This is a genomic window from Achromobacter sp. HNDS-1 (assembly GCF_040084795.1).
GTDB classification, from domain to species: Bacteria; Pseudomonadota; Gammaproteobacteria; order Burkholderiales; family Burkholderiaceae_B; genus Achromobacter; species Achromobacter ruhlandii.
Map to the genome: position 1 here is coordinate 3762407 of NZ_CP157584.1, position 25363 is coordinate 3787769.

A 25363-nucleotide genomic window follows, 5' to 3' on the forward strand; every position below is an offset into this window, starting at 1 on the left:
TCATTCTTGGCGGCCGAGGAAGGCGCCTTGCCGTTGCAGCTGCGCCTGCAGCGCCGCCACCGGCACGTCGGCGGGCGCGTGGCCGCCGCGCAGCGCCATGGCGGCCGCGGTGCCGGCGGCCTCGCCCATGACAAAGCAGCTGCCGCTGACGCGGGCGGCCGACTGGCCTTCGTGCGTCATCGAGGCGCAGCGGCCGGCCACCAGCACGTTGCCGGCCACGCCGGGGCCGCGGCGCGGCACCATCATGCGGAACGGCAGCTGGTTGTAGCCGCGCGATTCGGGAATCGGCGGCCACAGCCATTGCACGTCGCCGGCGGTGTGCATTTCCAGCGGCCAGCCGTTCACGCCGATGCTGTCCTCGAAGTCGGCGCAGCCCAGCACGTCCTCCTTGGTCAGCATGGCCTCGCCGACGATGCGGCGGGTTTCGCGGATGCCGAGCTGCGGCGCGATGTCGAGCACATAGGCGTTCTCAAAGCCCGGCACCTTGGCGCGCAGGAACTTCAGGTATTCGGTGATCTGGCGGCGGCCTTCCAGCTCGCCGGCCGAGAGCGAGGCGGCGTCGGTGCCGTCGGCCGCGCTGCCGTCGGCGTTGGCCAGTTGCGTGACGTTGACGCGCCACTCGTAGTCATGCTTTTGCGGCCGCACGATGGCGCCGCGCCGCGGGAAAGTGAATTCGCCGCTGGCGGCGGCCTGGTCCATCAGTTGGGGAATGGTCTTCCAGGCCTCCTGGGCGCGGGCGCCGTCGACGTTGCCGACCTTGAACATCAGCGTGGGGTAGAGCAGGTGGCCGTGCGCGTCGCCCTTTTCGAACGGCAGGCCGCCCCATTGCGCGATGTCGGCGTCGCCCGAGCAGTCGATGAAGACCTTGCCGCGCACCGCGCAGCGGCCGGACTTGGTCTCCAGGAACAGCGCGTCGACATTGCCGGCGGCGTCGCGCGCCAGGCCGGTGGCCAATGCGTGGAACAGTATTTTTGCGCCGCTGTCCTGCACCATGCCGTCGGCGGCGCACTTGAAGGCCGAGATGTCGTAGGCCTGGGCGTGGATCTTGCCCAGGATCAGGTGCGGGTCGTTCAGGCCGTCCAGCGCGCGCATGCGGTCCAGCAGCTCGTCCGTCATGCCGTGCACCACCTGGCGGATGGCGCCGCGCACGTTGGCGTGCAGGCCGCAAAAGTTGGAGACGCCCGCCGCCGTGCCCATGCCGCCGAGAAAGCCATAGCGTTCCACCAGCAGCACGCTGGCGCCGTTGCGGGCGGCGCTGGCGGCCGCTAGGATGCCGGCGGGGCCGCCGCCCAGCACGACGACGTCGTATTCGCCGTAGAGCGGCACCTGGCGGGCGGGTTCGGTGAGGGTCATGCTTGTCTCCTTGCTGTCCTGCTTGACTGTCTGGTGTTGCGAAATGCGAAATGCCGGGCGGCGAGGCCGCCCGTTCACAGGCCTGCTTATTGGCCCTTGATGCCGAGCTTGGTGATCAGCGGTTCCCAGCGCTTGAGCTCATCGTCCATGTAGGCGCGGAACTCGGCCGGTGTGCTGCCCACCGGATCCATGAACTGCGCCTGCAGGCGCTTGACCACCTCGGGGTCGCGGATCGCCTGGATCAGCGCGTCCGACAGCTTCTTCTGGATGTCGGCGGGCACCTTGGACGAAATCACGAAGCCGATCCAGGCCGAGCCCTCGATGCCGGGCACGCCGACTTCGGCCAGCGTGGGGATCTCGGGCAGCAGCGTGGAACGCTTGGACGAGGTCACGGCCAGCGCCTTCAGGCGGCCGTCCTTGACCATGCTCATGACCGCGATCGGCGGCAGCGCGGCGAACTGCGTGTCGCCCGACAGCAGCGAAGTCAGCGCGGCCGGCGACGATGGATACGGCACGTGCGTGGCGCGCGCGCCGATCCGCTGCAGCAACAGTTCCACCGCCAGGTGCGAGACGGTGCCGGCGCCCGGCGAGGGGAAGTTGTACTTGTCCGGGTTCTTCTTGAGCGCTTCCAGCAATTGGCCGACGTTGTCGATGCCGGAGTTGGCCGGCACCACCAGCACGTTGGGTTGGTGCACCGCCAGCGTCAGCGGCGCCAGGTCGGTGGCGGGCGCGTAGGGCAGCTTGTCGAACAGCAGCGTGTTGTTCACCAGCGGGCCGGTGATCGAGACGCCGAAGGTGTAGCCGTCGGGCTTGGCGTTGGCGATGGCGAAGGTGCCGATGTTGCCGCTGGCGCCCGGTTTGTTCTCCACCACCACGGTCTGGCCGAGGATGGCGCCGGCTTTCTCGCCGACGATGCGCGCCACCTGGTCGGGGCTGGAGCCCGGACCGAACGGCACCAGCGCCTTGAGCGGCTGCGACGGCCAGGCGTCGGCGGCCTGCGCCGCGCCCAGCGGCGCCAGGGCCACCAGTCCCAGCGCCAGCGCGCGCGCCGTCAAAGCGCGCGCCCGCGCCAGGGTTGAGGGCTTATGCATGCTTGTCTCCCGCGATCTTCATATTGTTGAAATAGGTCTGCTCATTGGCGATGAAGGCCGCCACCATGGCGCGGTAGGCGGCGTCCACCACCTGGTCCAGGTTCTCGAAGCCCTGGTTGTGGCGCTCGGCCAGGCGCCGCACTTTCTCGAATACCTCGGCCTGGCGCGCCGGCGCGCTGACCTGGAAGGCGTCGCGCTTGAAGCGCGCGGCGTCCTTGACGTACATGGCGCGCTCGGCCATCAGGCGCACGATCTCGTCGTCCAGGCGGTCGATGTTGGCGCGCACTTCGGCCAGGTTGGCGCACAGCGGGCGGTAGGCCGGATCGGTGTATTCGCGCAGCGGCGCGCCCAGGGTGTCGGGCTCCTGGCCCGGGGAAGCTTGCGAGTTCACTTGATGTAGTCCGGTTGGTTGGCGGGCGCGGCCTGCTGGAAGGCGGGTTGCGCGAGGCAATGTTCGTAGACGCCTACAAGGCGCGGGTAGGCCGACAGGTCGCAGCCCATGCGCTGGGCGTTGGCGACCTGCGGCACGACGCAGCAGTCCGCCAGCGTCGGCGCGTCGCCAAAGCAATAGGCGCCGTGGCCATGGCGCGTCAACAGGGATTCGACCGCGGTCAGGCCTTCGCGGATCCAGTGGTGATACCAGGCATTCTTCTGCGCGTCGGTGGCGCCCAGCTCTTCCTGCAGATAGCGCAGGATGCGCATGTTGTTGACCGGATGGATGTCGCAGGCGATGGCGTTGGAAAGCTCCAGCACGCGGGCGCGTTCGCGCGGCGCGGCCGGGATCAGGCGCGGCTCGGGGTGGGTGGCGTCCAGGTAGTCGATGATGGCGAGCGATTGCGACAGCTGGAAATCGCCGTCGGTCAGCAGCGGCACGCCGGCCGACGGATTCCGCGCGACGTAATCGGCGGCGCGCTGTTCCTGCTTGCGCAGGTTCACCGGCACGACGTCGAACGGCAGGCCCTTGAGCGCCAGCGCGATGCGCACGCGGTACGAGGTGGAGCTGTTGAAGAAGCTGTGCAGTTGCATGGGCGGGTTTCCTCAGGCGATCCGCACGCTCAGCGTGCCCAGGCCGTCGACGCCGCCGACCATCGTGTCGCCGCGCACCACCGGGCCCACGCCTTCCGGCGTGCCGGTATAGATCAGGTCGCCCGCTTCGAGGCGGAAGTACCGGGACAGATAGGCGATGGTTTCGGCAACGGACCAGATCAGCTTGCCGATGTCGCTGCGTTGCTTGTCGGCGCCGTTGACCTGCAGCCAGATGCCGGCCCGGTGGATGTCGCGGGCCTGTGCGGCGGGCACCAGTGGACCGATCGGCGCGCTCTGGTCGAAGGCCTTGCCCAGTTCCCAGGGGCGGCCGGCCTCGCGCATCTTCATCTGCAGGTCGCGGCGCGTCATGTCCAGGCCGACGGCGTAGCCCCACACGTGTTCCAGCGCGGATTCGACCGCGATGTTGGCGCCGCCCTTGCCGATGGCCGCGACCAGCTCGATCTCGTAATGCAGGTTGGCGGTCTCGGGCGGGTAGGGCAGCGACAGCGTGCTGCCCTCGGCCACCGGCACCACGGCGTCGGCCGGCTTGCAGAAGAAGAAGGGCGGTTCGCGGTCGGGATCGAAGCCCATTTCGCGGGCGTGGGCGGCGTAGTTGCGGCCGACGCAATAGACGCGGCGCACCGGGAAGCTGTCCTGGCTGCCGGCGACGGGCACGGCAACGGGGGCGGCGGGATCAAACACAAAAGACATGGGTCACCTTTCTGGAATGCGGCGCCGGGGCCCGCGCGGGCCCTGGCCGGAATGGAAATGATGGGAGGGAGCCGCCTTCAGGCGGTGCGTTCTTCGCGCCACAGGCCCAGCGCGTCCTGCACCGGGCGGTCGGAATAGCTGAACAGGGTGGCGTCTTCCAGCGCCGCCAGCTGCACCGGCTGCCACGACGGCGCCACGAACACGTCGCGCGGGCCGAAATGGAATTCGGCGTCGCCGATGCGAGCAATGCCGCGGCCTTCCACCACGCTGTAGACGGTGGAGTCGGTGCTGCGATAGGGCTTGCCCTGGAAGCCGGCCGGCAGCAGCTGCATGAAGGTGGCCATGGTGGGCATGGGATAGCCGCCCGTGGCCGGGTTCAGGTAGCGCAGCTTGACGCCGTCCCAGGGGTCGAGCTCGCCGTGGCGGTAGAGCGCGTCCAGCGCCTCGCGGCTGCGCTCGTAGGGATAGTTGAAGATCGGCGAGGTGCCGCTGGTGGCGCGATGCCGCACCGGCGCCATGTTGTGGCCGTAGCGCGCCATGCTGTCGCCTTCCGGGCGCGTGACCGGCTGGGTGGCGGACGGATAGTTCTCGGCGAAGCCGGCGTCCAGGAAGCGCAGCAGCGGGATGTCCAGGCCATCCAGCCAGACCACCGGTTCGCCGCCGTCGACGGTCTCGGCGTTGCCGTGGTCGTGCCAGGTCCAGGACGGCGTGATGATGAAGTCGCCCGGATGCATGGTGGTGCGCTCGCCGTTGACGGCGGTGTAGGCGCCGCGGCCCTCGACGATGAAGCGCAGGGCGGACTGGGTGTGGCGGTGGCTGGGCGCGATCTCGCCCGGCAGGATCAGTTGCAGGCCGGCGTACAGGCTCTGCGTGATGCTGGCCTGGCCGGGCAGGCCCGGGTTCTCCAGGATCAGCACGCGCCGCACGGCTTCCTCGGCGCTGATGAGCGAGCCGGAGGCCAGCACGTCGTCGCGCACCTCGTCGTATTTCCAGATGGCGGGCACGCAGCGCGGCGCGGGTTGGCGCGGCACCAGGTTGTGCAGCGACTCCCACAGGGGGGCCATGTGCTTCTGGGCGATGCGGGCGTAATAGGCGGCGCGATCCGCGCCGGGGGGGTGACCGTCGGGCATGTTTGTCTCCTGGGGCCGGCGTCGGGGCCGGCTTCTGTGGGCCCGTCGCGGCGGGCGCGGCGGGGCCTGATATGGAGACGATTATGCGGAACGAGCTATGTGTTTTGAAATGAAATTATCTTATTATCCATACCAATAACAATATGGATAAGAGACAAAAGAGGGCTCCATGGACTGGACTCACCGGTTGCGCCTGCGCAATCTGAAAATGCTGCTCAGCCTGGCCCAGACCCGCAACATCAGCCACTCGGCCGCCATGCTCAACACGACCCAGCCGGGCTTGTCGAAATGGCTGAAGGATCTGGAAGACGACATCGGCCTGCCGCTGTTCGAGCGCCATGCGCGCGGCCTGCGGCCGACGCCGCACGGCGATGTGCTGATCGCGCACGCGCAGCGGGTCGAGGCGCAGCTGGACCGCGCCAGCGCCGACATGGCCGCCTTGCGCGAAGGGGGCGGCGGGCGGGTGGTGATCGGCGCGTCCGGCGCCTCGGCGTCGGATACCGTGCCGCTGGCGGTGATGAAGCTGCTCGAACGCATGCCGCAGGCCCGCGTGAAACTGGTGGAAGGCACCACCGACCGCCTGCTGGCGCAACTGGCGCAGGGCGACCTGGACATCGTGGTGGGCCGCTCGGCGCCCGAGCATCACGATCCGGCCATCCGCTTCGAGGCCCTGTACCTGGAGCCGATCCACCTGGTGGCGCGGCCGCGCCATCCGCTGTTCGCGCGGGAGCAGCCGGGCTGGCCGGAGTTGCTGTCATACCGCTGGATCCTGTGGCCCAAGGGCACGCCGATCCGCAACGCGGTCGACGCCGCGCTGGCCGCGGCCGGCCAGGCGCCGCCGGCCGACCATATCGAATCCAATTCGGTCACCATCAATCTCACGCTGATCAACAACAGCGACATGATCGGCGTCGCTTCGCACCGCGCCGCGCTGCGCTTCACGCAGATGAAGGCGATGCGCATCATTCCGATGCGGCTGTCGGGCTTCGGCTCGGTGGCCATGTACTGGCGCGAGGATGCGTTCCGGCCGACCGCCGTGCAGGAGGCGATGGCCGCGCTGCGCAACACGGTGGCCGAACACGCGCCGGGCGTGACGAGGCTGTGATGGCGCCGTCCGGCCCCGGCCTGAATGCGCTGATCGCGCAATGCCGCCGCCTGGAGGCGGCGCTGCGCGACGAGGCGGGCGCGCCGGACGCGTCCGCGGCCATGCACCGTTTCGTCGCCGAGATGGATGCGCGCGCCGCGCCGCCGGGGCTGTGGTCGCCGCTGGCGCTGGCGGTGCTGACCATGGTCGGCGGCATCGGTGTCGGCATCGGCCTGCTGAGCCTGTTGCTGCGCCCGGCCGGCCCGGCGCTGGCGGCCTTCGCGCTGGTGCTGGCCTGCGCCGTCACGGCCCTGGCGCTGGCGATCGGCGTGGTGGCCTTCATGGGCGGCTACAGCCTGGGGCTGGTGCTGCTCAAGCGCACCGCGCTGGCGTTGGCCACTGCCGGCGTGCTGGGCCTGATCGCCTGGTCGCAGGGCGACATGCGCGCGGTCGGCCCGGTGGTCGCGCTGCTGGGCGGCGCCGGCGCGTGGCTGCTGATGAACAGCAATGCGTTCTATGTGTTCGCCGGCTATCGCGTGGCGTTGCGAGTGATGCAGGCGCAGGCGCGGCGGCCGTAAGCGGCCGGCTGCGTGCGCGTGATGGGCGGCGGGGGAGCGCCGATGCCTCGCGGCGATCCGCGCGCAGGCAGCCGGCGCGTGTCAGCGGCGCGCCGGGCGGCCTCCGTTCACTTCGCGGTGTTGGACCAGCCCTTGGACAGTTCCACCGCCTGGCGCCAGCGCCGCATGCGGGCCTCGCGCACCGAGTCCGGCCAGGACGGTTCGAAGGTGCGTTCGGCCTGCCACTTGGAGGCGAACTCGTCCTGATCCGACCAGAAGCCGACCGCCAGGCCCGCCAGGCCGGCCGCGCCCAGCGCGGTCGATTCGGGCACCCGCGGGCGCACCACCGGCACGCCCAGCAGGTCGGCCTGCATCTGCATCAGCAGGTCGTTGCGGGCGGCGCCGCCGTCCACCCGCAGCTCGGTCAGCGCGATGCCGCTGTCGCCGTTCATGCAGGTCAGCAGTTCGGCGCTCTGCAGGGCGATGGATTCGAGCGTGGCGCGGGCGATGTGGGCGCGGGTGGTGCCGCGCGTCAGGCCCACCAGGGTGCCGCGGGCGTAGGGGTCCCAGTGCGGCGCGCCCAGGCCGGCGAAGGCCGGGACCATGAAGACGTCATCGGTGTCGGCCACGCTGGCGGCCAGCGATTCGATTTCCTCGGAACGCTGGATGATGCCCAGGCCGTCGCGCAGCCATTGCACCGCGGCGCCGGCGACGAACACGCCGCCTTCCAGCATGTAGGCCGGACGCCAGCCTGGCTGGCCTTGCGCCGGCAGGCCCCAGCCGACGGTCGACAGCAGGTGGTTGTGCGACTGCACCGGCTTGTCGCCCACGTTCATCAGCATGAAGCAGCCGGTGCCGTAGGTGTTCTTGGCCATGCCCGGCTTGAAGCAGGCCTGGCCGAAGGTGGCGGCCTGCTGGTCGCCGGCCACGCCGGCGATGGGAATCGAGCCGCCCAGCCATTCGGGCAGGGACTCGCCCACCACCGCGCTGCTGGGCGCGATGGAGGGCAGCACGCTGCGCGGAATGTTGAGCAGCGCCAGGATCTCGTCGTTCCAGTCCTGCGTGTGCAGGTCGAACAGCATGGTGCGCGAGGCGTTGCTGGGGTCGGTGCTGTGCACCGCGCCGCCGGTCAGCTGCCAGATCAGCCAGGTGTCGACGGTGCCGAAGGCCAGTTCGCCGCGCTCGGCCTTCTGGCGCGCGCCGGGCACGTGATCCAGCAGCCAGGCCAGCTTGGTGCCCGAGAAATAGGCGTCCAGCACCAGCCCGGTGCGCGATTGCAGGAAGTCGGCGTGGCCGTCCTGGCGCAACTGGTCGCACATCGGCGCGGTGCGGCGGTCCTGCCAGACGATGGCGCGGGCCAGGGGGCGGCCGCTGGCGCGGTCCCAGATCAGGGTGGTTTCGCGCTGGTTGGTGATGCCGATGGCGGCCACGTCGGCGGCGCTGGCGGCGGCGTTGCGCAGGGCCTCGCGCGCCACGTCCAGCTGGCTGTGCCAGATCTCGCCGGGGTCATGTTCGACCCAGCCCGGCCGCGGATAGTGCTGGCGGAATTCACGTTGGCCGATGCCGCGCACCACGCCATCGCGATCGAACACGATGGCGCGGGAGCTGGTGGTGCCCTGGTCCAGGGCTAGGACAAATTCATTCGTCGTCACTGTTCTTGGCGCCGTTCAGGTGTGCCCCGGCCAGCGGGTCGAGGCGTCTAAAGGAAAAGACCGAAGCCGCGCACAGCAGGCCGATGACGATGAAGCCGACGATCACGTCGCCCACCACCAGGCTTTCCGCCCCGCGCAGGGTCATGCTGATGTTCAGGGTCACCGCGGCCACGCCCACGCCCAGGCTGATGCCGAGCTGCTGCGCCATGGCGGCGAAACTGCTGGCGCGGCTCATCTTGGCCGGGGGAATGTCGGCATAGGTTAGCGTATTTACGCCGGTGAACTGCAGCGAGCGGAAGAAGCCGCCGACCAGCAGGATGGCGATCATCAGCCAGACCGGGGTGGTGGGGGTGAACGTGGCGCAGACCACGATGAAGGCGCCGGTCAGCACCGCGTTCACGGTCAGCACCCGGCGAAAGCCGAAATGCCTGACGATGGGCGTGGCGACGAATTTCATCAGCAGCGCGCCGGCGGCGCTGGCGAAGGTGATCAGGCCGGCCGAGAACGGCGACAGGCCGAAGCCCACCTGCAGCAGCATGGCCAGCAGGAAGGGCGTGGCGCCGACCGCGAAGCGGCACAGGTTGCCGCCCAGCGTCGAGATGGCGAAGGTCGGGATGCGCATCAGCGCCAGATCGATGATGGGGTGTTCGGTGCGGCGCGCATGCCAGCCGTAGAGCAGGCCGCAGACGATGCCGACCGCGATCAGGCCCAGCAGCATCGGCAGCGGCATGACGTCGCGGCCGATGGCCTCGAAGCCGCTGACCAGCGTGGCCAGGCACACCGCGCTGAGCAGGAAGCCCAGCCAGTCCAGGCGCGGCGCCGATTCTTCCTTGATCTCGGCCACGTAGCGCAGCACCAGCGCGATGCCGAGCACGCCAATGGGGATATTGATCAGGAAGATCCAGTGCCACGACATGTACGTGACCATGAAACCGCCCAGTGGCGGCCCGATCACCGGCCCCAGCAGCGCCGGGATCGACAGGAACGACATGGCTTTCAACAGATCCTGCTTGGGCACCGTGCGCAGCAGGATGATGCGGCCCACCGGCACCATCATGGCCCCGGCCATGCCCTGCACCACCCGGGCGATGACCAGCTGCGGCAGGTCCTGCGACAGGGCGCAGGCCACGGAACTGAGGGTGAACAGGCCGATGGCGGCGATGAACACGCGGCGCGCGCCGTAGCGGTCGGCGGCCCAGCCGCTGACCGGCACGAACACGGCCACCGACAGCAGGTAGGAGGTGATGGCCACGTTCAACCGCACCGGGGTCGATCCCAGTGCCCGCGCCATGGCCGGCAGGGCGGTGGCGACCACCGTGGCGTCCAGCATCTGCATGAACAGCGCACAGCCGACGATGAAGGGAATCATGCGCGCCGCGCGCACCGCGTCCGGGGTTGAGGGAGGAGCGGGATTGGCTGCGGCTGCGGATTCGGCTGACATGGCGGAGGGGGGCGGTGGGACCCGGAAGATTGTAACGCCGGCTCCCGGCCCCGCGTGCAGTAAACTCCGGGTATCCGAAACCCACTGAAATTGGTGCCATGGCAACCAACTACGAATCCGAGATCACCAAGTTCCTCAAAGACTACAAGCAGTCGCACCCTGGCACCGAAGAGCGCCAGCGCGAGGGCCGCGCCCGTCTGTGGGACAAGCCGCAGGACGCGGAACTGCTGGAAGGCTTCCGCGCCGCCCGCGTGCCGCAAAAGCCGTACGTGTATCAGGCCGACTGATACCGTTGCGGCAGCCATGGCCCACACCCCCTCCGTCCCGGGCGACGCCCTGGCCGCGCTAGTGGAACCCCCCGTCGACAGCACGCCCGACACCGTTGACAGCGTCGCGTTCGCGCGCCTGTACGGCGAGCCGCTGTTCCAGATGCCGACGGATCTGTATATCCCGCCGGACGCGCTGGAGGTGTTCCTCGAAGCCTTCGAGGGACCGCTGGACCTGCTGCTGTACCTGATCCGCAAGCAGAACTTCAACGTGCTGGACATCCCCATGGCGGATGTCACGCGGCAGTATCTGTCCTATGTGGAACAGATCCGCATCCACAATCTGGAGCTGGCCGCCGAGTATCTGCTGATGGCGGCCATGCTCATCGAGATCAAGTCGCGCATGCTGCTGCCGGTCAAGAAGACCGACACCGGCGAAGAGCCCGAGGATCCGCGCGCCGAGCTGGTGCGCCGCCTGCTCGAATACGAACAGATGAAGCTGGCCGCGCAGAAGCTCGACGCCATGCCGCAGCTGGGCCGCGACTTCGTCAGCAGCCACGCGGTCGCCGACCTGAGCGTCGAACGCATGCTGCCCGAGGTCAGCGTCGACGACCTGCGCGCCGCGTGGGCCGACATCATGAAGCGGGCCAAGCTCAACCAGCACCATCACATCACCCGCGAACAGCTGTCGGTGCGCGATCACATGACGCACATCCTGCGGCGCCTGAACGACGTGCGCTTCATGGAGTTCGGCGACCTGTTCATGGAACGCGTGCGCGAGGGCGCGCCGGCCGCGGTGGTGGTGGTGCACTTCATCGCCATGCTGGAACTGGCGCGCGAATCGCTGCTGGAAATCACGCAGGCCGAGCCTTACGCGCCCATCTACGTGCGCCTGGCCTACACCAGCGTCGCGGCGGTCGCGGCCTGATCCGATTCCCCCCGGGCTGTGCGCCCAATCCCGGAGATCCCCCTTGAAAGTCGTCCACACCATCCAGGAATTGCGCGACCACCTGCGCGGCCAGAACCGCGTCTCGTTCGTGCCCACCATGGGCAACCTGCACGAGGGCCACCTGGCGCTGATGAAGCTGGCGCGCCAGCACGGCGACCCGGTGGTCGCCAGCATCTTCGTGAACCGCCTGCAGTTCGGGCCGAACGAGGATTTCGACCAATACCCGCGCACCCTGGCCGCCGACATCGAGAAGCTCGAACGCGAGCGCGACGTGTACGTGCTGTTCGCGCCCAACGAGCGCGAGATGTACCCCGAACCGCAGAACTACCGCGTGCAGCCGCCGGACGACCTGGGCGACATCCTCGAAGGCGAGTTCCGACCGGGCTTCTTCGCCGGCGTCAGCACCGTGGTGCTCAAGCTGTTCTCCTGCGTGCAGCCCAAGGTGGCGGTGTTCGGCAAGAAGGACTACCAGCAGCTGATGGTGGTGCGCAACATGTGCCGCCAGTTCCAGCTGCCGGTGGAAGTGCTGGCGCACGAGACCGTGCGCGCCGACGACGGCCTGGCGCTGTCCTCGCGCAACCGCTACCTGAGCCAGGCCGAGCGCGCCGAGGCGCCGGCCCTGTACGCCGCGCTGCGGGGCGTCGGCCAGCGGCTGGCGGCCGGCGAGCGCGATGCCGCCGGGCTGGAGCGCGAGGCCACTCAGCACCTGACCGATCGTGGCTGGAAGGTGGACTACATCGCCCTGCGTCGCCAGCGCGACCTGAAGCGTCCGGAAGCCGCCGACCTGCAGGCCGGCGAGCCCGTGGTGGTGCTGGCCGCCGCCAAGCTGGGCGCGACGCGCCTGATCGACAACCTGGAACTGTCCTACACGGCCTGATGCCAGGCGCCGCCGCCGGCCCGTTTGCCGCGGGCCGCGCCGTCGCCCCTGGCAAAATTGCCAGCTTACGTCGCCGCCGGCGGCGGGGCAGACTCTCTGCAACCTTTCATTGCAGAGCCGTTCCATGCCCGTTCCCCGCCCCGATCTTCCCGCCATCCTGGCCGTCCTGACGCCGCGCGAACGCGAGATCGTCGACTACATCGTCGCCGGACGCCCCAACAAGGTCATCGCCATCGACCTGGGTATCTCGCTGCGCACGGTCGAGGCCCATCGCGCCCGCATCTTCACCAAGCTGGGGGTGCGCAACGCCATGCGGCTGGCCTGCCGGCTATGCGCCTACGGACACCTGGACGGCGGACCGCCGTTGCCGGTCGGGCCCGCTGGCCACGTTCAGGATGCGGCGGCCGGTGACGGCCCGGCCAGGGCGGAGACGGGGTGCCCGGGCTCGGGCGCGTATGCCGTCCATCCCAGGCCGATCGCCACCGTGATCGCGGATTGTTCCGCGATGCTGATCAACAAGGGGTTGTGGGGTAAGTAGGCGCTCACATCGAGCGTGTTCGCTGGCGGCGTTCGCGAGTCCGGCCGGGCGCGGGCGGCGGAAAGCACAAGGGCCTGGCGGACGCGGTGTCCGGCAGGCCCTCGGGGCGGTGGGCGGTCGGTCAGGCCAGAGGCAGTGTCTGGCCTGCCGGCCTTACGGGCACTGGGGCGCGTTGGCCTTGGCCAGTTCGTCGATCGGATCCAGGTCCGGCTGGCGCGTCAGGTTGTAGTTCAGGTTCGGCGTCTGGCCGCCGATGGAGCGCACGCGCAGCACGTTGTTGGCGGCCACCACGAATTCGACCCGCACATTGCCCTTGCCGTCGAGCAGGATGACGCGCGGCGGGCGCTCGTCGGTGGCATCCCAGCAGCCCTGCTCGACCACCGGGGCGGCCTTCTTGGGATCGTTTTCGAGGTAGGCGGTGCGGCCGCGCCAGCGGCCGTTGGGCGCCAGGGTCAGCGTGACGCGCTGCGCCGTGCACTGCATGGCGGGCGAGAAACACGGCAGGGTGCCCATGTAGGTCTGCGGTTGGGGCACCAGGCTGTTGGCGGCCGCGCTTTGCATGGAGGCCGGGGCCGGAGCGGGCGCCGGGGCGGCCGCGGCGCCGCCGCTGTCGGCGCCTTCCGGCACGGCCTGGCCGTCCTCGGTGGTGGCGCCCTGGCTGGCCGCGGCCTGGTTCGGGGTCTTTTTCTGGTCCGGCTTGAGCGCGATCTGCACCTGCGACGGCGCCCGCAGCACGGTGCGGTAGCCGGCGCCGGAGCCCTGGTACTGGGCGTCGGTCACGGTGCTTTCCGCCGGAGGATCGTAATAGCCTTCGGTGCGTTGCTGGGCGCAGCCCGCGGCACCCAGCGCCGTGCCCGCGAGCAGCAGCCCCAAGATGCCGAGTTTGCGGGGGCGGGTAAGGAGTTCGACGCGCGCGGCCATGGCAGCTGATCCGTAAATTGAGTCTGTCTCCGATTTTACGCACTTATGCGAAGATTCGATACGTTCCCCCACACCCTGAAAGGCGTAGCCGGCACTTTATGCACAAATTACGACACGGCCCCGCACGGCCCGGCCGCCGCCGCGCCCGCCGCGCCGCGCCGCGAGGGCGCGCATGACCACGCTGTGGCATGTCCTTCCCGTGCCGCTGGCACTGTTCGTCGCGCTGGCCGCGCTGGGCGGTCTGGCCGTCGGCGGCTGGCTGACGCGGGTAACTCACCGCCTGCCGCGCATGATGGAACGCGAATGGCAGGCGCAATGCCAGGAGGCGGCGGGCCAGGCCCGGCCGGCCGCCAGCTATGGCCTGTGGGCGCCGGCCGCGCACTGCCCGCGGTGCGAAGCGCCCGTGACCGGCTGGCGCCGCCTGCCGCTGGCGGGCTGGCTGGCGCTGCGCGGCCGCTGCGCCGCCTGCCGGGCGCCGATCGGCTGGCGCTATCCCGCCATCGAGGCCATCACCTGCGTGCTGTTCGCGGCCTGCGCCTGGCGCTTCGGCGCCACGCCTATCGCGCTGTGCGCCATGGGGCTGTCGGCGGCGCTGGTGGCGCTGGCCTGGATCGATCTCGAATCGACCCTCCTGCCCGATGCCATCACTCTGCCACTGGCCTGGGCCGGCCTGCTGGTGAACCTGTTCGATGCCTTCACCCCGTTGTCGATGGCGGTGGTGGGCGCGGTGGCCGGCTATTCGTTCCTGTGGGTTATCTTTCATGCATTCCGCCTGCTGACGGGGCGCGAGGGCATGGGCTACGGCGACTTCAAGCTGCTGGCGGCGCTGGGCGCCTGGTTCGGCGTCGGCGCGTTGCCGATGCTGCTGCTGGCCGCGTCGGTGGCGGGGGTGGTGGTGGGCGGCGCGTTGACGCTCAGCGGCCGCGCCAGTCGCGGCCAGGCGCTGCCGTTCGGGCCCTACCTGGCGCTGGCGGGCGTGGCCGTGCTGCTGCTGGGCGGCGAGCAGGGCCTGGGATGGTTGCTGCATTGAGGGCGCGCGGGGCGCGCCGGTCCGGCCGGATCGCGGCCGCGAGGGAATGAAGAGCATGTTCAAGATTGGTCTGACAGGAGGCATCGGCTCGGGCAAGTCGCGCGTGGCCGACATGCTGGGCGAATGGGGCGCGTCGGTGGTCGACACGGACGAGATCGCGCGCGCGCTGACAGCGGTCGGGGGCGCGGCCATGCCCGCCATCGAACGCGAGTTCGGGCCCGACGCGTTGACACCGGATGGCGCCCTCGACCGCGACTGGATGCGGGAACGCGCCTTCGCCGATCCGCGAGTCCGCCTGCGCCTTGAGGCCATCCTGCACCCGGCCATCGGCCATGAAACCGAACGCCAGGCCGAGGCCGCGCGCGGCGCCTATCTGGTGTTCGTGGTGCCGCTGCTGGTGGAGTCGATCACGCGCTGGCGCGACCGCGTCGATCGCATCTGCGTGGTCGATTGCGATCCCGAAACGCAGGTGGCGCGCGTGCAGTCGCGCAGCGGGCTGACGGACTCCGCCATCCGGCGTATCATGGCGGCACAGGCTGCGCGGGCCAGCCGGCTCGAAGTCGCGGATGACGTCATCGACAATGGCGGCGCGACCTCGCCGGAGCAATTGCGCGCGCAGGCGAAGACCCTGCATGACCGCTGGCTTGCGCTGGCGGCCGCGACGGGCCGGCAAGCCCCGGGCTTGGCCGGCACCCCTGAATAATCTCGGCCCGCGGGTCGACCTCTGATGGGCCTGTTTACAAGCGTGATTGTTTTCGAATATCCCTTCAATGAGCGCATCCGCGCTTACCTGCGGCTCGAATACCTGTTCGACAGGCTGTTCTTCTTTGCCCGCGAGGGGGATTCACGCCTGCACCAGGTCGCGGTCACCTCGTTGTTCGATCTGCTCGACGTCTGCGAGCGCACCGACGTGAAAGGCGCGGTGCTGCAGGATCTCGAACGCCAGCGCGTGGCGCTGGTGGGCCTGCGCGATCACCCCGGGGTGGCGCAGGACGCGCTCGAAGGCATGCTGCGCGAACTCGAAAAGGTCTCCTCGACCCTGGCCGCGCCCGGCAAGACCGGCCAGTCGCTGCGCGAGAACGAATGGCTCACCAGCCTGCGCGGCCGCCTGGCGGTGCCCGGCGGCGCCACCCAGGTGGACATGCCGTCGTACTACGCCTGGCAGCAAAAGCCCGAGGCCGCGCGCTGCGCGGACCTGCAGGCCTGGCTGGCGCCCTTCATCCCCCTGTTCGACGGCCTGACCATGGCGCTGCGCCTGCTGCGCGAGTCCGGCCGCAAGACCGACATCGTGGCCGAACAGGGCGCCTACCAGCAGATGCTGGGCGGCAAGCAGTACCAGTTGCTGCGCGTGTGGGTCGACCAGGCCCAGGGCGTATTCCCCGAGATCAGTGCCAACAAGTACATGATCTGGATCCGCTTTTCGACCCAGGACGGCGAGTTCAAGCCCCAGCAGGTGGCCCGCAGCATCCCGTTCCAGATGACCCTCTGCAATTCCTGATCCGTCCGGGCCTCCGGGCGCGGCAGCCGGCGGCGATCCCGCCCCGATTCCTGTTGCGGCCTATTTCAGCGGCAACGGACAATCACGGAAATGTCGGCCGCCTGGGTCACAATACGGCTTTCTCCGTCAGTGCCGGAACCGTATCCCATGTCCGATAGCCGTCCCGTTTCGTCGCCTTCCCGCTGGACCCGCCGCAGAATCATCGGGTTGGCGGTGCTTTTGCTGGTGGTCGCCGGCATCGCCTGGCTGGCGCTGCGGCCGGCCGCCAAGCCGGGAGGCGCGGGCGGCGGGCGTCCGGGCGCGGCCGGACGGCCCAACATGGCCGCGGCCATGGCCAACCTGGCCGTGCCGGTGCGGGTGGCCAGCGCCGTCACGCAGGACATCGACATCTTCCTCAAGTCCCTGGGCACCGTCACGGCCTACAACACTGTCACCGTGCGCAGCCGCGTCAGCGGCGAGCTGGTCGACGTGCCGTTCAAGGAAGGCCAGCAGGTCAAGGCCGGCGACCTGCTGGCGCAGGTCGACCCGCGCGCCTTCCAGGTGGCCCTGGACCAGGCCCGCGGCACCCAGATGCAGAACCTGGCGCTGCTGGAGAACGCGCGCCGCGACCTGCAGCGCTATCAGGCCCTGTTCAAGCAGGACTCCATCGCCAAGCAGCAGGTCGACACCCAGGCGGCGCTGGTGCGGCAATACGAAGGCACCATCAAGAGCGACCAGGCGAATGTCGACAATGCCCGCCTGCAGCTGGACTACGCCCGCATCACGGCGCCGATCAGCGGCCGCCTCGGCCTGCGCCAGGTCGACCGGGGCAACCTGGTGTCCAGCTCGGACACCAATGGCCTGGTGGTGATCACGCAGACCCAGCCGATCTCGGTGGTGTTCACGCTGCCCGAGACGCAATTGCCGGAAGTGCGCGCCGAACTGGCCCAGGGCCGCACCCTGGCGGTGGAGGCCTATGACCGCGCCGACACCCGCCGCATCGCGTCCGGCACGCTGGAGACGCTGGACAACCAGATCGACGTCACCACCGGCACCCTCAAGCTCAAGGCCAGGTTCGACAACCAGGACGACGCGCTGTTTCCCAACCAGTTCGTCAACGTGCGCCTGCACGTGCTGACGCGCAAGGGCGTGACCGCGATTCCAACGGCGGCGGTGCAGCAGGGCTCGGCCGGCGCCTTCGTGTTCCTGGTGCAGCCGGACAATACCGTGCAGGTCAGGCAGGTCAAGCTGGGCGCTATCAACAATGGCATGGTGGCCGTGAACGAGGGCCTGCAGCCGGGCGACCGCGTCGTCACCGAGGGCACCGACCGCCTGCGCGCCGGCGCCAAGGTCGAGGTGGTGGGCGGCGACGAGGTGATCCCCGCCGCCAAGGACAAGTCGCTGGGCGGGGGCGCGCCGGCGGGCACCACGCCCGCCACGCGCTGATCGGGGGGCCGCGCCGTGAGCCCGTCGCGCCTGTTCATCCTGCGGCCCGTGGCCACCACGCTGTCGATGGTGGCCATCCTGATCGCCGGCTTCATCGCCTACCGCCTGCTGCCGGTCTCGGCGCTGCCCGAAGTCGACTACCCCACCATCCAGGTGACCACGCTGTACCCGGGCGCCAGCCCGGACGTGATGACCTCGCTGGTGACCTCGCCGCTGGAGCGGCAGTTTGGCCAGATGCCGGGCCTGAACCAGATGTCGTCGACCAGTTCGGGCGGCGCCTCGGTCATCACCATGCAGTTCAACCTGACGCTGCCGCTGGACGTGGCCGAGCAGCAGGTGCAGGCCGCCATCAACGCGGCGTCGAACCTGCTGCCCAGCGACCTGCCGGTGCCGCCGACCTACAACAAGGTCAACCCGGCCGACGCGGCGGTGCTGACGCTGGCCATCACCTCGCCCACCATGCCCTTGCCGCAGGTGCGCGACCTGGTCGATACGCGGGTGGCGCAGAAGCTGTCGCAGATTCCGGGCGTGGGCCTGGTGAGCGTGGCGGGCGGGCAGCGCCCGGCCGTGCGGGTGCAGGTCAATCCGCAGGCGCTGGCGGCCAACGGCCTGGGGCTGACCGACCTGCGCACCGCGGTGGTGGGCGCCAACGTCAATCAGCCCAAGGGCAACCTGGACGGGCCGCTGCGCTCGACCACCATCAACGCCAATGACCAGCTCAAGTCGCCCACCGACTACAACGACCTGATCATCGCCTACAAGAACAACGCGCCGCTGCGCCTGTCGGACGTGGCGCGCGCGGTCGAGGGCGCCGAGGATACGCGCCAGGCCGCCTGGGCCGGCGACAAGCCGGCCATCCTGCTGAACATCCAGCGCCAGCCCGGCGCCAACGTCATCGACGTGGTCAACCGCATCCAGGCGCTGCTGCCGCAATTGCGCGCCGCGCTGCCGGCCACGCTGGACGTGGCGGTGGTGTCGGACCGCACCCAGACCATCCGCGATTCGGTGGCCGACGTGCAGTTCGAGATGCTGCTGGCGGTGGCGCTGGTGGTGATGGTGACCTTCGTGTTCCTGCGCAGCCTCACCGCGACGCTGATTCCCAGCGTGGTGGTGCCGCTGTCGCTGGTGGGCACCTTCGGCATCATGTACCTGGCCGGCTTCTCCATCAACAACCTGACGCTGATGGCGCTGACCATCGCCACCGGCTTCGTGGTGGACGACGCCATCGTCATGATCGAGAACATCGCCCGCCACATCGAAGAGGGCGAGACGCCGCTGCAGGCCGCGCTCAAGGGCGCGCAGCAGATCGGTTTCACGCTGATCTCGCTGACCTTCTCGCTGATCGCGGTGCTGATTCCGCTGCTGTTCATGACCGAGGTGGTGGGGCGGCTGTTCCGCGAGTTCGCCATCACGCTGGCGGTGTCGATCCTGATTTCGCTGGTGGTGTCGCTGACGCTGACGCCGATGATGTGCGCGCGACTGCTGCGCGCCGAGTCCGAGCAGAAGCACGGGCGCTTTCACCAGGTCACCGGCGCCTTTATCGACCGCACCATCGCCGCCTACGACCGCATGCTGCAGAAGGTGCTGCGGCACCAGCCGTTGACGCTGCTGGTGGCCCTGGCCACCTTCGCGCTGACGGTGCTGCTGTACATCCTGGTTCCCAAGGGCTTTTTCCCGCAGCAGGACACCGGACTGATCCAGGCCATCACACAGGCGCCGCAGTCCATTTCGTTCACCGCCATGGCCGAGCGCCAGCAGGCGGCGGCGCGGCTGGCGCTGGAGGATCCGGACGTGCAGGCGGTGTCGTCATTCATTGGCGTGGACGGCAGCAACGCCACCCTCAGCGCCGGGCGCATGCAGATCGCGCTCAAGCCGCAGGCCGAGCGCAACGGCGACCTGCGCACGGTCATGGCGCGGCTGCAGGAAGCCTTTGGCAAGCAGGACGGCCTGACCGTCTACATGCAGCCGGTGCAGGACCTGACCATCGAGGACCGCGTCAGCCGCACGCAGTACCAGATGACCCTGTCCAATCCGGACCTGAAGGTGCTGAGCGAATGGACGCCCAAGCTGATCGACCGGCTGCGCCAGGTGCCGGGCCTGAAGGACGTGACCGATGATCTGCAGGACGACGGCCTGCAGACCTGGGTCGAGATCGACCGCGACGCGGCCTCGCGCCTGGGCATCACGGCGGCGGTGGTGGACGAGGCGCTGTACGACGCTTTCGGCCAGCGCCTGATCTCGACCATCTTCACCCAGTCCAACCAGTACCGCGTGGTGCTGGAGGTGCAGCCGCAGTTCCAGATGAACCCGGCCTCGCTCGGCCAGATCCACGTGCCGACCTCGACCGGCGCGCAGGTGCCGCTGTCGTCGATTGCCCGCATCACCGAGGGCAAGACGGTGCTGGCGGTGAACCGGCTGGACCAGTTCCCGATGGTCACGGTGTCGTTCAATCTGGCGCCGGGCGCATCGCTGTCGGCCGCGGTCGAGGCAATCACCGCGGCCGAGGCCGAGATCGGCATGCCGGCCAGCGTCGAGACGCGCTTCCAGGGCGCGGCGCTGGCGTTCCAGAATTCGCTATCGAGCACGCTATGGCTGATCCTGGCGGCCATCGTCACCATGTACATTGTGCTGGGCGTGCTGTACGAAAGCTACATCCACCCGATCACCATTCTGTCGACGCTGCCGTCGGCCGGCGTGGGGGCGCTGCTGGCGCTGCTGATCAGCGGCACCGAGCTCGACATGATCGGCATCATCGGCATCATTCTGCTGATCGGCATCGTCAAGAAGAACGCCATCATGATGATCGACTTCGCGCTCGACGCCGAGCGCAAGCGCGGTCTGTCGCCGCGCGCGGCGATCCATGAGGCGGCGCTGCTGCGTTTCCGGCCGATCCTGATGACCACGCTGGCGGCGTTGTTCGGCGCGCTGCCGCTGATGCTGTCCACGGGCACGGGCGCCGAGGTGCGCCAGCCGCTGGGCCTGGTGATGGTGGGCGGCCTGCTGCTGAGCCAGGTGCTGACGCTGTTCACCACGCCGGTGATCTACCTGATGTTCGACCGCATGTCGCGGCGCTGGCGCGGCATGCGCGAGGCGCGCGCCGGGAGCGCGCCGTGATCCTGTCGGCGCCCTTCATCGTCCGGCCGGTGGCTACCACGCTGCTGTCGCTGGCGGTCGTGCTGGCGGGCATGCTGTCGTTCTTCCTGTTGCCGGTGGCGCCGCTGCCGCAGATGGACATTCCCACCATCTCGGTGTCGGCCAGCCTGCCCGGCGCCAGCCCGGAGACCATGGCGTCCAGTGTCGCCACGCCGCTGGAGCGCTCGCTGGGCAGCATCGCCGGCGTGACGGAGATGACTTCCAGCAGCACGCAGGGCTCGACGCGGGTGACCTTGCAGTTCGACCTGTCGCGCGACATCAACGGCGCCGCGCGCGACGTGCAGGCGGCCATCAACGCCGCCCGCTCGCTGCTGCCGACCAGCCTGCGCAGCAACCCCACGTACCACAAGTCCAATCCCTCGGACGCGCCCATCATGACGCTGGCGATGACGTCCGACACCCTGAGCCAGGGCCAGATGTACGACCTGGCCTCGACCATCGTGGCGCAGAAGCTGTCGCAGGTCGATGGCGTGGGCGAGGTCACGGTGGGCGGCAGTTCGCTGCCGGCGGTGCGCGTGACGGTGCTGCCGGGCGCGCTGGCCAATCGCGGGGTGTCGCTGGACGAAGTGCGCACGGCGCTGGCCAATGCCAACGCCAACCGGCCCAAGGGCGTGCTGGAAAACGACCAGTACCACTGGCAGATCATGGTCAACGATCAGCTCAGCCGCGCCGAACAGTACCGGCCGCTGATCGTGGCCTGGCGCGACGGCGCGCCGGTGCGGGTGTCGGACGTGGCCAGGGTCGAGGATTCGGTCGAGGACCTGTACCAGACCGGCTTCTACAACCAGCGCAACGCGATCCTGATGATCGTGCGGCGCCAGGCCGACGCCAACATCATCGAAACCGTGGACGCGGTGCGCGCGCAACTGCCGACGCTGCTGGCGCTGATGCCGGCCGACGTGCAGCTGACCGTGGCGCAGGACCGCACCCCCAGCATCCGCGCCTCGCTGCACGAGGCCGAGCTGACGCTGATCATCGCGGTGGGCCTGGTGGTGCTGGTGGTGCTGCTGTTCCTGCGGCGCTGGCGCGCGGCCATCATTCCCAGCGTCGCGGTGCCGGTGTCGCTGATCGGCACCTTCTGCGTCATGTATCTGTGCGGCTTCACGCTCAACACCATCTCGCTGATGGCGTTGATCGTGGCCACCGGCTTCGTGGTGGACGATGCCATCGTGGTGCTGGAGAACATCATGCGCCACGTCGAGAACGGCATGTCGCCGATGCGGGCGGCGCTGCGCGGCTCGCGCGAGGTGGGCTTCACGGTGCTGTCGATGAGCCTGTCGCTGGTGGCGGTGTTCATCCCGATCCTGCTGATGGGCGGGGTGGCGGGGCGCCTGTTCCGGGAGTTCGCGGTGACGCTGTCGGCCTCCATCATGGTGTCGCTGGTGGTGTCGCTGACGCTGACGCCGATGATGTGCGCGCGCCTGCTCAAGGCCGAGCCCAAGGAACCGAAGCCGCCCGGCCGGCTGGCGCGCTGGGCCGAGGACGGCTTTGCCTGGATGCAGGACGGCTACCGCCGCAGCCTGGCGTGGGCGCTGGCTCATAGCCGCCTGATGATGCTGGTCCTGGCGGCGGCGGTGGGCCTGAACGTGTACCTGTACACCGTCGTGCCCAAGGGCTTCTTCCCGCAGCAGGACACCGGCCAGTTGCTGGGCTTTTTCCGGGTGGACCAGGGCACGTCGTTCCAGGCCACGGTGCCCAAGCTGGAGGCCTTGCGCAAGGTGGTGCTGGCCGATCCGGCGGTGCAGAGCATGACCGGCTACGCCGGCGGGCGCGGCGGCAGCAACAGCAGCTTCATGCAGATCCAGCTCAAGCCGCTGGGCGAGCGCAATGTCTCGGCCGAGCAGGTCATCAACCGCCTGCGGGCGCGGCTGCAGAACATGCCGGGCGCGCGCATGTTCCTGGTGGCGCAGCAGGACATCCGCGTCGGCGGCCGCCAGAGCCAGGGTTCCTATGACTACACGCTGATGTCCGGCGACCTGCAATTGCTGCGTTCGTGGATGCCCAAGGTGCAGCAGGCCATGGCCAAGGTTCCGGAGATCACCGATGTCGATACCGACGTCGAGGACAAGGGCCGCGAAATCAACCTGGTGATCGACCGCGACGCCGCCACCCGGCTGGGCGTGAGCATGGCGACGATCTCGACCGTGCTGAACAACTCCTTCAGCCAGCGCCAGGTGTCGGTGATGTACGGGCCGCTGAACCAGTACCACGTGGTGCTGGGGGTGGACCCGAAGTTCGCGCAGGACATCGAGTCGCTCAAGCAGGTCGAGGTCATCACCGCCAGCGGGGCGCGGGTGCCGATGGCGGCCTTCGCCCGCTTCGAGAACGCCAATGCCCCGCTGAGCGTGCAGCACCAGGGCCTGTTCGTGGCCGATACGGTGTCGTTCAGCCTGGCGCCGGGCGTGTCGCTGGGCCAGGCCACCGCCGCCATCGATGCGGCGGTGGCGCGCATCGGCCTGCCGTCGGACCAGATACAGGCCGGTTTCCAGGGCACGGCGGCGGTGCTGCAGCAGACGCTGGCGCAGCAGCCCTGGCTGATCCTGGCGGCGCTGGTCACCATGTATATCGTGCTGGGCATCCTGTACGAGAGCTTCGTGCATCCGCTGACGATCCTGTCGACGCTGCCGTCGGCCGGGCTGGGCGCGTTGCTGGCGCTGCTGCTGGTGCGCACCGACTTCACGTTGATCGCGCTGATCGGGGTGTTCCTGCTGATCGGCATCGTCAAGAAGAACGCCATCATGATGGTGGATTTCGCGCTCGAGGCCGAGCGCAATCAGGGCATGGCGCCCAAGGAAGCCATCTTCCAGGCCTGCCTGACGCGCTTCCGGCCGATCATGATGACCACCATGGCCGCCATCTTCGGCGCGTTGCCGCTGGTGGTGGCCACGGGCGCCGGCGTCGAGATGCGCCAGCCGCTGGGCATTACCATCGTGGGCGGACTGGTGCTGAGCCAGGTCCTGACGCTGTACACCACGCCGGTGGTCTATCTCTACCTTGACCGTTTCCGCCTCTGGGCCGCGCGCGGGCGCGCCCGGCGTGGCGGGGCCGCTTCGATAGAACAACTATGATCCGCAACGCCAAGCCTTTTCCTTCCGCCTTCCTGCCGCGCGCCGGCATCACCCTGGCGCTATGCGCGGCACTGGCCGCCTGCGCCGTCGGTCCCGACTACCAGCGGCCGGCGCTGGACGTGGGCGCGGCCTACAAGGAAGGCCAGGACGAGGTGCCGGGCTGGAAGCGCGCCGAGCCGCGCGACGACGCCGACCGCGGCCAGTGGTGGCGCGTCTATGACGACGCCACGCTCAATGGCCTGGTGGACAACCTCAATGCCTCCAACCAGACCATTGCCCAGGCCGAGGCCAATTACCGCCAGGCGCTGGGCCTGGTGCGCGGCGCCCGCGCCGGCTTCTTCCCCACGGTGGGGGCGGGCGCCGGCCTGACCCGTTCGGGCAGTGGCGGCGGCAGCGGCGGTTCGTCGTCCGCCTCGTCGGGCGGCGGCGGCAACGTGTCCAACCAGTATTCGCTGACCGGCAGCGTCAGTTGGGAGCTGGATGTGTGGGGCCGGGTGCGCCGCAGCGTCGAGTCGTCCGAGGCCAGCGCCGCGGCCAGCCTGGCCGACCTGGCCGCGACCCGCCTGAGCGCGCAGGCCGCGCTGGTGCAGGCCTATCTGCAACTGCGCGTGCTGGACGAACAGAAGCGCCTGCTGGACGCCACCGTGGCGGCCTACGAGAAATCGCTGCAGTTGACGCAGAACCGCTACAACGTGGGCGTGGCGGGGCAGTCGGACGTGGCGGTGGCGCGCACCCAGGTCGAAAGCACGCGCGCGCAGTCGATCGACCTGGACTGGCAGCGCGGCCAGTACGAACATGCCATCGCGGTGCTGATGGGCCAGGCGCCGTCGCGCTTCAGCCTGCCGCCGGCGCCGTTCTCGCTGCAGTTGCCGCGGATTCCGGTGGGCCTGCCGTCCGAGCTGCTGGAGCGCCGTCCCGACGTGGCCGCCGCCGAGCGCCGCGCGGCCGCCGCCAATGCGCAGATCGGCGTGGCGCAGGCGGCCTGGTTCCCCAGCCTGACCCTGTCGGCCGACGGCGGCTTTCGCAACGGCCAGTTCGCCGAACTGCTGACCGCGCCGGCGCGCTTCTGGTCGCTGGGCCCGGCGTTGGCGTTGACGATTTTCGATGGCGGCGCGCGCCAGGCGCAGGTCGAGCAGGCGCGCGCCTCCTACGATGCGCAGGCGGCGGCCTACCGCCAGGCGGCGCTGACCGGGCTGCGCGAGGTCGAGGACTACCTGATCCAGCTGCGCGTGATGGAGAACGAACAGACCGTGCAGCGCCGCGCGCTGGAATCGGCGCGCGAATCGCTGCGGCTGATCCAGAACCAGTACAAGGCCGGACTGGTCGATTACCTGAGCGTAGCGGTGGTGGACGCCACCGCGCTCAGCAACGAACGCAGCGCGCTCAGCCTGTATGGCAACCGGCTGGTGGCCAGCGTCAACCTGATCGTCGCGCTGGGCGGCGGCTGGGATGGCCTGGCGCCGGCGCAAGGCGGCGCGGCGGCCAACGGCCAGGCCGGTGGCGGCCAGCCGGGCGCGGGTCAGGCCGTGGCGCCGGCCGGCGCGCAACCGGTCAACCAACCTTAGGGATAACGCCCGATTCCTCCTTCTCCCG

At 69.4% G+C, this 25363-nt stretch carries 22 protein-coding genes; 13 read left to right on the top strand and 9 right to left on the bottom strand.

Translation table 11 applies throughout. The features are described 5' to 3' along the window. From ABFG95_RS17435 to gtdA, 6 genes are all read right to left on the bottom strand, one after another. Positions 1-1353 (bottom strand): FAD-dependent oxidoreductase, encoded by a 1353-nt coding sequence (locus ABFG95_RS17435; protein ID WP_348994811.1) that lies wholly within the window; start codon positions 1351-1353, stop codon positions 1-3. Between the two features lie 86 nt (positions 1354-1439). After that, entirely contained in the window at positions 1440-2444 is a 1005-nt protein-coding gene (locus tag ABFG95_RS17440; RefSeq protein WP_054419149.1) for a tripartite tricarboxylate transporter substrate binding protein, read from the bottom strand. Beyond that, positions 2437-2835 (bottom strand): chorismate mutase, encoded by a 399-nt coding sequence (locus tag ABFG95_RS17445; RefSeq protein WP_348994812.1) that lies wholly within the window; start codon positions 2833-2835, stop codon positions 2437-2439. Before ABFG95_RS17445 ends, ABFG95_RS17440 begins: the two co-directional genes overlap by 8 nt. After that, positions 2832-3470: a maleylacetoacetate isomerase gene (maiA, locus tag ABFG95_RS17450; protein ID WP_049070989.1), complete on the bottom strand. Its 639-nt coding sequence runs from the start codon at positions 3468-3470 to the stop codon at positions 2832-2834. The genes ABFG95_RS17445 and maiA overlap by 4 nt, the downstream gene beginning before the upstream one ends. Positions 3471-3482: 12 nt before the next feature. Continuing rightward, the gene (locus ABFG95_RS17455) at positions 3483-4181 is read right to left on the bottom strand and encodes a fumarylacetoacetate hydrolase family protein (RefSeq protein WP_063580452.1); all 699 of its coding nucleotides are present in this window, start codon (positions 4179-4181) and stop codon (positions 3483-3485) included. Between the two features lie 77 nt (positions 4182-4258). Then, positions 4259-5311: a gentisate 1,2-dioxygenase gene (gtdA, locus tag ABFG95_RS17460; RefSeq protein WP_054419152.1), complete on the bottom strand. Its 1053-nt coding sequence runs from the start codon at positions 5309-5311 to the stop codon at positions 4259-4261. A 169-nt stretch (positions 5312-5480) separates the two neighbouring features. Here gtdA and ABFG95_RS17465 point away from each other — a divergent pair, with 169 nt between their 5' ends. Then, positions 5481-6416: a LysR substrate-binding domain-containing protein gene (locus tag ABFG95_RS17465; RefSeq protein ID WP_049070997.1), complete on the top strand. Its 936-nt coding sequence runs from the start codon at positions 5481-5483 to the stop codon at positions 6414-6416. Continuing rightward, entirely contained in the window at positions 6416-6973 is a 558-nt protein-coding gene (locus ABFG95_RS17470; protein WP_064526622.1) for a hypothetical protein, read from the top strand. Before ABFG95_RS17465 ends, ABFG95_RS17470 begins: the two co-directional genes overlap by 1 nt. 107 nt (positions 6974-7080) lie before the next feature. Here ABFG95_RS17470 and glpK read toward each other — a convergent pair whose 3' ends face one another. Then, the gene (gene glpK / locus ABFG95_RS17475) at positions 7081-8604 is read right to left on the bottom strand and encodes a glycerol kinase GlpK (protein ID WP_049071000.1); all 1524 of its coding nucleotides are present in this window, start codon (positions 8602-8604) and stop codon (positions 7081-7083) included. After that, the gene (locus tag ABFG95_RS17480) at positions 8591-10045 is read right to left on the bottom strand and encodes a DHA2 family efflux MFS transporter permease subunit (protein ID WP_049071001.1); all 1455 of its coding nucleotides are present in this window, start codon (positions 10043-10045) and stop codon (positions 8591-8593) included. The genes glpK and ABFG95_RS17480 overlap by 14 nt, the downstream gene beginning before the upstream one ends. Before the next feature lie 98 nt (positions 10046-10143). Between ABFG95_RS17480 and ABFG95_RS17485 the strand changes: the two genes are divergently transcribed. The 4 genes from ABFG95_RS17485 to ABFG95_RS17500 all read left to right on the top strand — a co-directional run bounded on the left by ABFG95_RS17485 (position 10144) and on the right by ABFG95_RS17500 (position 12675). After that, on the top strand, positions 10144-10332 hold the full coding sequence (locus ABFG95_RS17485) for a DUF3460 family protein (RefSeq protein ID WP_006386935.1): 189 nt from the start codon (positions 10144-10146) through the stop codon (positions 10330-10332). A gap of 16 nt (positions 10333-10348) precedes the next feature. Then, entirely contained in the window at positions 10349-11239 is an 891-nt protein-coding gene (locus tag ABFG95_RS17490) for a ScpA family protein (RefSeq protein WP_049071003.1), read from the top strand. 43 nt (positions 11240-11282) lie between these two features. Further along, positions 11283-12137, top strand: coding sequence for a pantoate--beta-alanine ligase (panC, locus tag ABFG95_RS17495; protein ID WP_238910164.1), 855 nt, complete (start codon positions 11283-11285; stop codon positions 12135-12137). A gap of 124 nt (positions 12138-12261) precedes the next feature. Further along, positions 12262-12675 (top strand): helix-turn-helix transcriptional regulator, encoded by a 414-nt coding sequence (locus ABFG95_RS17500; protein WP_175146440.1) that lies wholly within the window; start codon positions 12262-12264, stop codon positions 12673-12675. 153 nt (positions 12676-12828) lie between these two features. On the opposite strand, the gene ABFG95_RS17505 is transcribed toward ABFG95_RS17500, so the two are convergent. Further along, on the bottom strand, positions 12829-13596 hold the full coding sequence (locus tag ABFG95_RS17505) for a copper resistance protein NlpE N-terminal domain-containing protein (RefSeq protein WP_175146441.1): 768 nt from the start codon (positions 13594-13596) through the stop codon (positions 12829-12831). 172 nt (positions 13597-13768) lie between these two features. Between ABFG95_RS17505 and ABFG95_RS17510 the strand changes: the two genes are divergently transcribed. From ABFG95_RS17510 to ABFG95_RS17540, 7 genes are all read left to right on the top strand, one after another. After that, positions 13769-14626, top strand: coding sequence for an A24 family peptidase (locus ABFG95_RS17510; protein ID WP_049071007.1), 858 nt, complete (start codon positions 13769-13771; stop codon positions 14624-14626). 55 nt (positions 14627-14681) lie between these two features. Next, positions 14682-15329: a dephospho-CoA kinase gene (gene coaE / locus ABFG95_RS17515; protein ID WP_049077416.1), complete on the top strand. Its 648-nt coding sequence runs from the start codon at positions 14682-14684 to the stop codon at positions 15327-15329. Between the two features lie 42 nt (positions 15330-15371). Beyond that, positions 15372-16124: a cell division protein ZapD gene (gene zapD, locus ABFG95_RS17520; RefSeq protein ID WP_049077418.1), complete on the top strand. Its 753-nt coding sequence runs from the start codon at positions 15372-15374 to the stop codon at positions 16122-16124. A 147-nt stretch (positions 16125-16271) separates the two neighbouring features. Then, the gene (locus ABFG95_RS17525; protein ID WP_348994813.1) at positions 16272-17549 is read left to right on the top strand and encodes an MdtA/MuxA family multidrug efflux RND transporter periplasmic adaptor subunit; all 1278 of its coding nucleotides are present in this window, start codon (positions 16272-16274) and stop codon (positions 17547-17549) included. 15 nt (positions 17550-17564) lie between these two features. Further along, positions 17565-20663 (top strand): MdtB/MuxB family multidrug efflux RND transporter permease subunit, encoded by a 3099-nt coding sequence (locus tag ABFG95_RS17530; protein ID WP_348994814.1) that lies wholly within the window; start codon positions 17565-17567, stop codon positions 20661-20663. Then, entirely contained in the window at positions 20660-23770 is a 3111-nt protein-coding gene (locus ABFG95_RS17535) for a multidrug efflux RND transporter permease subunit (RefSeq protein ID WP_049071012.1), read from the top strand. The genes ABFG95_RS17530 and ABFG95_RS17535 overlap by 4 nt, the downstream gene beginning before the upstream one ends. Next, positions 23767-25335, top strand: coding sequence for an efflux transporter outer membrane subunit (locus ABFG95_RS17540; protein WP_348994815.1), 1569 nt, complete (start codon positions 23767-23769; stop codon positions 25333-25335). Before ABFG95_RS17535 ends, ABFG95_RS17540 begins: the two co-directional genes overlap by 4 nt. The last annotated feature ends 28 nt before the right edge of the window (positions 25336-25363 follow it).